Source organism: uncultured Caldilinea sp. (genome assembly GCF_937128415.1).
Classification (GTDB): domain Bacteria; phylum Chloroflexota; class Anaerolineae; order Caldilineales; family Caldilineaceae; genus Caldilinea.
The window spans coordinates 1-10,278 of the sequence record NZ_CAKZMJ010000114.1 but is presented as its reverse complement, the minus strand read 5'-3'; the positions used below and the strand labels follow the sequence as shown (position 1 = coordinate 10,278).

4 protein-coding genes and 1 pseudogene are annotated in these 10,278 nt (G+C 58.7%); 4 read left to right on the top strand and 1 reads right to left on the bottom strand.

The genetic code is table 11. The annotated features are described in order from the left end of the window. From Q0367_RS20995 to Q0367_RS20980, 4 genes are all read left to right on the top strand, one after another. Positions 1–2,247: glycosyltransferase family 39 protein (locus Q0367_RS20995; RefSeq protein ID WP_298984603.1), on the top strand; the 2,247-nt coding region annotated here is incomplete at its 5' end. Then, positions 2,244–4,733: a glycosyltransferase family 39 protein gene (locus Q0367_RS20990; RefSeq protein WP_298984600.1), complete on the top strand. Its 2,490-nt coding sequence runs from the start codon at positions 2,244–2,246 to the stop codon at positions 4,731–4,733. The genes Q0367_RS20995 and Q0367_RS20990, both read left to right, overlap by 4 nt. Before the next feature lie 41 nt (positions 4,734–4,774). Further along, positions 4,775–5,701 carry a formylglycine-generating enzyme family protein gene (locus Q0367_RS20985; RefSeq protein WP_298984597.1) on the top strand — a complete coding sequence of 309 codons (927 nt, stop codon included), beginning with the start codon at positions 4,775–4,777 and terminating at the stop codon, positions 5,699–5,701. Between the two features lie 112 nt (positions 5,702–5,813). After that, positions 5,814–8,885, top strand: a complete 3,072-nt coding sequence (locus Q0367_RS20980) for a 6-pyruvoyl-tetrahydropterin synthase-related protein (protein WP_298984595.1) — start codon at positions 5,814–5,816, stop codon at positions 8,883–8,885. 28 nt (positions 8,886–8,913) lie between these two features. On the opposite strand, the pseudogene Q0367_RS20975 reads toward Q0367_RS20980, so the two are convergent. Next, a pseudogene (locus Q0367_RS20975) lies at positions 8,914–10,278 on the bottom strand (hypothetical protein); the annotation flags it as partial.

Sequence of the window (10,278 nt, the reverse complement as noted above, 5' to 3'; positions counted from 1 at the left end):
ACGCCTGGCCTGTACATTGCGGCGCAGCCTTTCCTCCACCTTTTTGGATTCACCATGGATGGTGCGCAATATTTGAACGTTGCGCTGTCGGCGGTCGTGATTGTGCTCACCTATTGTCTCGGCGCAGCCATCGCCGATCGACGGGTGGGGCTCTTTGCTGCGCTGCTGGTCAGCCTCTTGCCCATGATGGCGGCGATGGCCAGGCTCTTTTACACGGAGATGTTTCTGACCGCAGCGGTTGCGGCGAACCTTCTGGCGCTGCACAAGTCCGATGGCTTCGCCAGACGTTCCTGGTCGCTGGCGTGGGGCGTCAGCCTGGGCGTGGGGCTGCTGGTCAAATGGACGACGCCGATCTATCTGTGGCTTCCGGTGTTGTGGGCGTTGTGGCGCAACCGCAGCGACTTCCTGAGGGGCCGGTGGCCCGCCTGGCAAGGAAGGCGCCTTCTGTTGGCGCTGCTTGCAGCGTTTGTGATCGCAACGCTCTGGTGCTGGCCCAATCGGTTTCAGGCCGAGGCGTTTTTGTTGGGAAGGTATCTGTGGCCAGCGTGGATCTTGATTTTAACTCCGGCGACACTGGGGCTGGCGTTGCCCTCGTCGCGCCGGACGAACCTGGTTGCGGCGCTTTTCGTCGGGTTGTCGATCGCTTCGCTTTGGTATCTTCCGCACGTTGATATCGGGCTCAGACTTTTCATTGAGGATGAAGCGCGCGGTCAGGAGGGCGCCGGCCTGCTCAATCCAGACAATTACCTGCGCTATTTCCGTCATCTCTATTTTGCGCACTTTGGCCCTCTGGCCTTCTGGCTGATTGCGCCTTCAGCGTTGTGGCCGTGGTTGCGCGCATGGAGCCGGCGACAGTCACTCAACCCCTCCGCAACTCTTCTCTGGCTCAATATCGCTTCTGCACTGATTGTGCTTTCGTTAATAGCGCAGCAAAATGCGCGCAACCTCGTCCCCGTCCTACCCGGCATGGCCATCCTGTGCGCCATCGGACTATGGCAACACCAGCCCCCCCTGCGTTGGTTGTTCGGCGGTGTTTGGGTCGCTGTGTTGGGCGTGCAACTCTTGCTCTATACAGTCGATGCGCCATTCGACTTTTACCGCAGCACGCAGCCCTTCTGGGCATCGCGCCAGTACCTCAAACAACCGGCGGTTTCGGAGACGGATCCGGGCTATTGGGTGGCGCCCCACATCCTAGAGACCATCGTTCAAAACTCCGACGCCCCACAACGGCTGACCTTGCTTGTCAACACCCATCAAATTCACCGCGGCGTCTTTAAATATTTGGTGGAAGAAAAAAGGCTGGATGTCGTCATTGAGGATGCGACGGAAACGGAGTCTACGGCCTGGCGCGACGTTCTGGCTGCGCCATGGGTCTTAATCAAAGACGGCGCCAATCGCAACGTGGCAGTGGAAGGCCAGGCTGTCATCGAGCGCATCTTTTCCGGAGATCCGCTCTTTGGCATCCTCTATAACGAGGTGGCAACTTATCCTCTTCCCGACAGGGATACGCTCTATCTTTATCACCGCTTGAAAGGACCGGGCCATCCCGACGCCGACCTCACTCGACTGACGAAGGCTGCCGAACTTTCGGCCTGGCTCAAAGAAGTGCGGCGTCCGAACATCCCTTTAATCTATAGTACGCCTGACGTCGCCGTCTGGGTGGGCATGCACGATCCGGCGCAAACGCCGGTAATCGTTCTCGATCCGGCGCAGGGGGCTCCGAGCGGCCAGTTTCCCGCACTGCAGGGCGCTGCATTCGTTGTCTTCGATCAAAACGCGCTGGAGTTGGAGCAGTGGTTGGATCAGCAGGCGTTCCGCAGCGTCGATTTTGGCGATGACGACGCCTGGGCTGTACTGTACGGATTCGTAGATGCGCTCGAAGAAAAGCAACCGATGGGGCCGCAATGGGAGGGAATCGAGCTGCACAAGTTGCAAACATTGTCGCAGATTCACAGCGGCGAGGTCTTGCCGATCGAAGCCCAAATTGGGGGCGAATGGCTTCCCCAATACAAATTGTCCTTGCGTCTCATCGCCTCAGATGGCGTTATCATCGCCAGCCAAGACCGTTCCCTTGCAGAGGTCATGCGTTTTGGACTGTTTGCACCGCCGCAGAGCCAACCTGGAAATTATTGGCTGGTGGCGGTCCTCTATGATGCCGAGCGGATGGTCAACATCCCCGTCGCCTCCGGTGTTGAGGGAAGCCCGGTGGAGGTCAAGCTCACAACGATTCAGATAGTCGATCCATGACCACGCACAGATCTCGCCTTGCTTTTCATTTTTATCTTGTTGGCGCTGCGCTTTCATTGTTGATCTTGCTGACGACGCTGGCGCATCTTCACTGGGTGAGCGTGAACGTCGTGCTGGTTGGGCGCGACTCGGCGGGACACCTGGAAAAGTCCCTTCAAACCGCCGACGCACTTGCCCAAGGCGGCCTGCCCGGCCTTTTTCAGGCGTTGACCCTCGACAACTACCGTCCGCCGGCTCTCTATCTGCTCACTCAGCTGGCCTATGCGACTTGGGGCGCGAGCATGGACTCGGCCCAATATCCGAATATTGCGCTGTTTGCAGTGATTCTTTGTCTGACTTTTTTGCTCGCCCGCCCGGTCATAGGGGACTGGGGCGCGGTCGGCGCCGCGGCGTTGCTCAGCCTGCTGCCGATGGCGACGGCGATGACGCGGCTCTATTACATGGAAAATAGTTTGACAGCCCCGCTGTTGTTGGCGTTTTACGCGCTGCTGCGTTCGCAACAGTTTCGGCAGCGGGGCTGGTCGATCGTGTTCGGCGTTGCGCTAGGGCTTGCATTGCTCGCCAAGTGGACGGCGCCGATTTACCTGGCGTCGCCGGTTGCCTACATCTTGTGGGCATCGTCTTTTTGGCGAGATCAGCGTCACGCACTGCAAACTGCTCGCTTCATCCGGCCTGCGGCGCTGCTGGCCTTTGGGATAGGCGCGCTCATGGCGTGGACTTGGGGATGGGCCGGGCGCGATTTTATCGCCAAGCAGGAGATGTTTCTGGGCGCTTGGCTGCCGGCGTTCTGGACGATCTTCTTTGCGACAGCGCTGTACGCGCTGTTCACGGCGCGCAGTCGCGTCGGCCATTTTTGGATGGCGACATCGATTGCGCTGGCCATCGCCAGCCTCTGGTATCTGCCGCGCATCGATTTCATCACACGCCTGTCTGACGTGGCCTTTGGCACCGATCGCGGGACGCAGGAGGCGCTCGATCTCCTCCGAGCGGACACGTACACCCGTTATCTCAATTTCTGGCTCAGCCATCATATGGGGCCGCTGGCGACGCTTCTGATCATTCCGGCTGCGTTGGTTGGATGGGTGCGAGGGCTTCGTGGATGGCTTCAAATGCGCTCGCTTGTGATCCTTTACTGGTTGTATGTCCTCGGCGCCATCGTCATCCTCACGCTGCTTGCGCAATCTAATCCTCGCAACCTCACGCCTGTGCTGCCGCTGGTCGCCATTTTGCTGATCGAAAGCTTGCGCGCCTATCCAGAACGGATCGCTCGCATCCTTGCTGCGACCTGGTTCGCCGTGCTGTTGGTGCAATGGTCGATCTACACCTTTGACGCCCTCGCCTTCCTCTACGAACGGTCGCCGCAGCTTTGGGTGCACGGCGATTACACCGCCTGGCCGGCGAGCGGCTCCTCCGACCCCGGCTATTGGATCGGTCCGGATGTGTTGGCCACCATCGGAGACCCTGAAGGAGATGCCGAATCATTAGGAGTCCTGGTCGACACCTGGGAAATTCATCGGGGCAAACTGCGCTACCTGGCGGCGTTGCACAGGCAAAACGTCACGATTCAAGCCCTGACCGAACAAGACGCCCGCTGGAGCTCCGTATTATTGAATCGTTGGCTTCTGCTCAAAGACGGCGAAAACCCTGAACTGAGTGCAGCGGCGCAAGCAATTCTCCGGCGCATTCAACAGGGGGATGCGATCTTTGAGCAGCTTTACGCCCCCGTCAAACACTATCCGCTGCCAAACGGCGACACCGTAACGCTTTATATGCGAGACGGCCCTCGTCAACCGCAGCGCTACCCTGTGATCTTGATCGAAACATCGCCGATCGCCGATGCAATCAATTCGTGGTGGTCGCCGTATGCGACATTGATTTTCGGCGACCGCGATATTGCTGTGTGGACGGCAGTGCACGACCTTGCGGCGAACCGAGTGTTCATGCCCGATCAAACCGGTGCATTTCCGGCGCCCTTTGCCGGCATGACGGGCGCCATTTTCGTCGTGAGCCGCTACAATTTTGAGGCGCGCGCTGCCATCGCCGCCGACAGTTACCTGGCCCGCAGCGTGACCTCAGGCGACACCACCTTAGAGGTCTTTGGACGCCCAGCGCGACCTTTACAAGCAATGGAGGTCGATTCACCCTGGGCGGAGATCGCCATTCGAGCGCTTCGCACCTTCTCGTCGGTGCGCCCTGGAGAAGTGCTGCCGATTGAGCTGGAGATGGAAGCGCAGGAGCCCCAGCCGCTCAAACTTTCCGTGCGATTGCTTGACAGCGCAGACAACGTGGTCGCCCAAAATGATATTTCTGTCGAGGCGCATGTGCGATTGGGGTTGCTCATTCCGCCGGAGATCGAAGCAGGAACGTACACGCTGGCTGCAGTGCTCTATGCGCCGGAGACAATGACGAATTTTCTTACCGTTAGTGGACAGGAAATCGGGCGATTGGGAAGCATCGTCGTTGCACCACAATTTAGAACGTTTTGATTCCCAACCTTGGATAGGGCGTTGGATGAAGGGAGATGAGTATGCGCTTCAAGAGACTCTCACAATTTACAATTCTGTGCGCCTTATGGGGCGCTATTCTCAGTAGCCTGGTGTACGCCCTTCATGCGCAAGAGACGGAGAGCCTCTATCTGCCCCTGGTGATGCGATCACAACAGGTTTATTTACCCGTAGTGTCCAGAGTTGAACCCACGCCGACGCCAACATTGAATGTATACGAGGAAGTCTTCATCCCGGCGGGAACCTTCCAAATGGGCTGTGATAAAACCAACAGCGCCGACATCTGCGAATGGGCGGATGAGCTGCCGCTGCACACGGTCTATCTCGACGCCTATTACATCGACAAATACGAAGTGACAAATGCCCGTTATCAGGCGTGCGTCGAGGCCGGCGTCTGTCGTCGGCCAAGAGCCATCACTTCAGAAACGCGCCCCTTTTATTACGGCAATGAAGAATACGCGAATTATCCGGTTCTCTATGTGAATTGGCATGATGCAAATCGATTTTGCACCTGGGAAGGAAAACGGTTGCCAACCGAGGCGGAATGGGAGAAAGCTGCACGCGGCAGCGAAGACACGCGCGTATATCCCTGGGGCAACACCGAGCTGGATTGCACCAAAGGAAACTTCGACCTTCATAGCGGCGGGCCTAGAATTCACTGTGTAGGCGACACAACGCCGGTTGGCTCCTATCCAGACGGCGCCAGCCCATACGGAGTCATGGATATGGCCGGCAATGTCCGCGAATGGGTGAATGACTGGTATTCAAGCACGTATTACAGCGAATCCCCTGCTGTCAATCCACAAGGGCCGAGCAGCGGCGTCAATCGCATTTTGCGAGGGGGCGCATGGGACAATCATTTCAACTACATGCGCACTGCGCGCCGCATCAATACGTGGCCTGAACGAAGCAACAATCTTTATGGGTTTCGATGCGCCCGCACCCCCTAAAGTTCCTTCGGGCTCGTCGATCTGTGAATCGCCTACGGAGCAAATGGTGAGGAATTTTCGCAGTGGGCATGGATGGCGCGTCGTTCAGCGTCATGGGCTCGCATTTGTTGTTGTGGTTCTATTGTCGATCCCGGCGCTCATTCCTTTGCTTACTACAGGTTTTCCTAAAACCCACGACGCCTCCGTCCACCTGATTCGTCTTTACCTACTCGACGAACAGATCCGCGCCGGCAATTTCTTTCCGCGCTGGCTGCCCGATTTGATGACCGGCTATGGTTATCCGACGTTTAACTTTTACGCGCCCTTCATCTACCTATTTGCCGAAATCCTGCATCTTGCCGGCGCACCGCTGCCATATGCATTGACGATTCTGATGGTGGCGCTCGTGGTGACGGCAGGATGGGGCATGTATGTTCTGGCCTCCGATCTTTACAACCTTACGGACAAACGATTTCACTGGGCAGGAATCGCTGCAAGCGCAGCTTATCTGTACACCCCGTACCTGCTCGTCAACCTGTACGTGCGCGGGGCTTTGGCCGAATTGCTGGCGCAGGCGCTGCTGCCATGGCTCTTCTGGAGCATTGCACGCATTTTCACGAGCGCTGCGTTTCACCGTTATATCATCGCCGCTGCTGCATTATTAGGAGGGATTGCGCTTGGACACAATATCACGTTGCTGCTCTTGCCGTTGCTTTTAGGCCCTTATCTGATCACATTTTTGCTGGTCACCCCACTCGCTCGTTCCGAAAAATTCCGACGCGTACGCCTGTTGTTCGGCTGGTCGTTGGTCGCAGCGGGGATTACGGCATTTTTCTGGGCGCCGCTCCTCGCCGAACGCGGCTTGCTTTCTAAATCGGCGTTCAACGCGCCCCGCCTCGAAGAGCATGTGTGGTCGCTTGCGAGCTTCCTGGAGCCGAACTTTCCTTACGACTACTCGGTGAGCTCCGTTCCCTTTCGGCTCGGATTGGCGCAGCTGCTCCTGACGCTCAGCGGGCTGACGCTGACGCGACGGCGCTCGCCCCTTTGGTGGTTTTGGGTGGCGCTTGGCGGCGTGGCAACGCTGGCCGCAACGCCCTTGATCCTGCCGATCTGGCGCGCTGTGGAGCTGCTCAGCATTGTTCAATTCCCCTGGAGATTTTTAACTGTGGTGAGCCTCGCCACCGCGCTGGTGACCGGCGGCATCGTCACGCAGGCGCAGCGCGCCTGGGGGCAGGCAACGCTGGCGACGCTCGTCATTCTCTTTGCGATCGCCGGCGGACGTCCGACAGTCGCTCTCTTCGATACGTCGATCTACGACGACATCGCCATCGACCCCGCCATCATCGCTCGCTATGAGGCGGGGTATGGCGCTTGGGGCGCCGGCTGGCACCGCGAATTCTTGCCCAAATGGGCGGAGGCTTTCGACGGATTGGCAAACGCCGCCGCCTCAGATGTCAGGGAGGATGGCGAAACAAGTGCAATGAGTGTGCTGGACACCTCGCCTAACAGCGCTCCGGACGCCGTCATCCCTCAAAAAGTCTCCCTGGAAGACGTTTCACCGACTACGTTGAAAGTGCGCGTTCAAAGTGACGTTCTGACGACGCTCCGACTCAATCAATTCTATTTTCCGGGGTGGAGCGCTCGCATCGACCAGAGCAATTCTCTACCGGTCTATCCCTCCACGCAGCTGGGGCTCGTGACCGTCGATGTCCCTGGCGGCGAGCATGTCATCGAGATCGGTTGGACAGACTCCTGGGTGCAAAACATCGCAGAATGGTTGTCCGTCATCACGCTCCTGATGCTTGCCGCCATGCTGCTCAGAAAGCGCCGAAAAATGGCGACGACTGTCGTTCTCGCGGCGGCGCTAGGATTGGCGTTGGCGCTCAAGTCGCCTTTACAAAACCGCAGCGAACCCTTCATCGCCATGCAGCATGAAGCGCTGTCGGGATTGAGCCTGCTCGGTTACCAAACCAGCATCGCACCGAATGACCGGAGTCTATTGATCACCCCTTTCTGGTATGTCGCAAAGCGTTTCGAGCATCTCTCCGTTGGATGGCGCTTGGTCAACGAGCAAGGCGCTGTGGTGAGCCAGATCAACAGCGCACCTTACTACGGAACACAACCGGCGCAGCGTTGGCAGCCGGGCGCTGTGATCCGCGATGGGTATCGACTTCCCCTGCCCATCGGCGCACCGGCGAGCAACTATCGATTGGAAGTGCGCGTTGACGCCAAGACGGAAAAAACGGAATGGTTGTCGATTGGCGCCGTCAAAGCGCCTCCCGTCCCGGCGCTTCACCCCGTAGGCGTCGTTTTCACCGATCCGCAGAGCCACGAGCAAGTCGAACTGGTGGGGTACACACTGGCGGTGAACGGCGTGCAACAAGATTTCAAGAAAGATGCGCCACCCACTGCGCGACCAGGGGACCGTTTGATCGTTCGGTTGTATTGGCGCGCTCTGCGGGAGCTTTCAGAGGACTATCATAGCTTTGTGCACCTGGTGAGCCACGAGCAACAGACGCTGACGGCGTTCGATAAAATCCCCGGCCAGGAAATTGCGCGCCCGCGCTTCTGGGATCAAGCCTACGCTGAATCCGACACGTATCCGCTGACCATCCCTGCCAATGCAAGCAGCGGACTCTACTATCCTCGCATTGGGTTCTACGATTACGATGATCTGGAACGTTTCCTCGTTATTGGGGCGAACGGTGAAACAGAAGACGCTTTTAATCTGGCGCCGATCAAAATCACGGCGTCTCAGAAAGCCAATCCCCAACGCACCTTGCGCATAAACTACGGCGACTTCGCTCGATTGCTCGGTTACACCTTGACGCCGGAGACGGCGGAATTGCAACCCGGGTCGTCGATCACGCTGACGCTTTTCTACGAGGGGCTGAAACCTGCTGCACGCTCATATACACAATTTTTCCAACTCTATGCTTCTGAACTCGGCATGGCTGCGCAGATCGATCAACCGCCTCTTCGGGGCGGCAACCCGACGAACACCTGGCAACCAGGCGAAGTGATCGCCGAGCAGGTGGCGCTTAGCGTCAAGCAAGACGCCAAGCCAGGTGAATATATGTTGAATATCGGCATGTACGATCCCGAGAACGGCGAGCGTGTGATCCTGACAGACGATCAGGGAACCCTGCTCCCCGATCGTCTGATTCCGTTAGCCAGAATTCAGGTGAGCAAGCCAGGTGAGTAGGCGAACCTAACCAGAGGCTTTCGACTACTTATCGTTTAACTGTTATGCTGACCAGCGCAACCCAATTATCCTGCAGCGGCTGCCCTGCTGCATCACGCAGCGGCGTCCGCTCTCCGCTCGCCGGATCATACATGCCAAACCAAACCGTATACTCCCCCTCCTGCACGTAAAGCGGAATTGCCAGCGCAACCGTCTCGACGATTTGCTCTCCTGCAACCCACGCGCTCGTTGGGTTGCCGCCGTTGAGCGGCGGCGCGTCCTGTTGCGCCGCCATGCCGAGCGCCGCATTGTGCACATGGATGAAGCGCGTGTAGTCGAGCGGAGCAGGGCCGTTCGCACGATAAAAGAGCGTCAACGTCAGCACGTCGCCCGGCGCCACGGTCGCAGCGTCCGGCGTCACCGTGAATCCCTGCAGCTCCCCCCAATCGCCAAGCCGCACGTTGACTTTCTGGGCAGGCGCAGCCTTCGGTTGGGCGACCACCTTCACCGGCGGCAAAGCAAGTTCGGTTCCGAGCAATTGCCCCGCTGCATCGGTGATGGGCAATCGCTGGCCGTCTCCGAAGCGATACAGGCCGACGATAGGATGATAGAGTCCGCCGGGAGTCTCTTCACCGATGACAAACCGATACCCATCGGGCTGTGGATAAAAGGCGTTCCACAGTCGAGACGGCGCCGGTAAAGAGCCGGCGGTCTTATCGTATTGAAGCGCGGCCCGCCTTGTGTGATCGAGCAAATGGACAAACCCGTGGTAGTTCTCATCCACGCCGGCGTCCACCCGCCAATAGAAGGTGTAGTCGAGCGTCTGACCCGGGCGCAGCACAAGCATCTTCGCAGCCTCTTCGGGCGCAGCGCGCCCATCCACGCGTACGCTCCATCCATCCAGCACGAGCGAGGAGCCAAAACGCAGCTGAAGCGGCTGCATCGTCGGCGATTCCGTTCTAGGGACGTCAGGGAGTTGCAGCGCGCCTGCGACGACGAAGACAGGCGTTTCATCAGGCGCAGCGACGGCCACTTCCAGCGTGTAATCGCCCGCCGCCAGCCCTGGCGGCAACGCCAGTTGATAGGCGTCGTCGAAGATCGTCAACGCAGGTGCGCTCGCCAGCCGCACCGTGTTGAAAAAAGCATCCCCGCTCATCGACGTCGCCACGCGTCCCTCGGCGTCAACGAGCCGCCAGTGAATTCGCCCATCTACAGGAGAGCGGATGAGCCAGTACGGGAACAGGTGCAGGAATCGCTGCTCTTCCACCTGATAGCGAACGCCAAGCAGCTCCAGCGCGCCCTCGCCGACGGCGACGTGCGTCGAAAGCCAGGCCTTGGGCGCCGGACCAGGCTGCAACGTTGCATAAAGCCCTACGGCCAGGCAGAGCGCCGGCGCCGCCGCCAGCCACCGCCG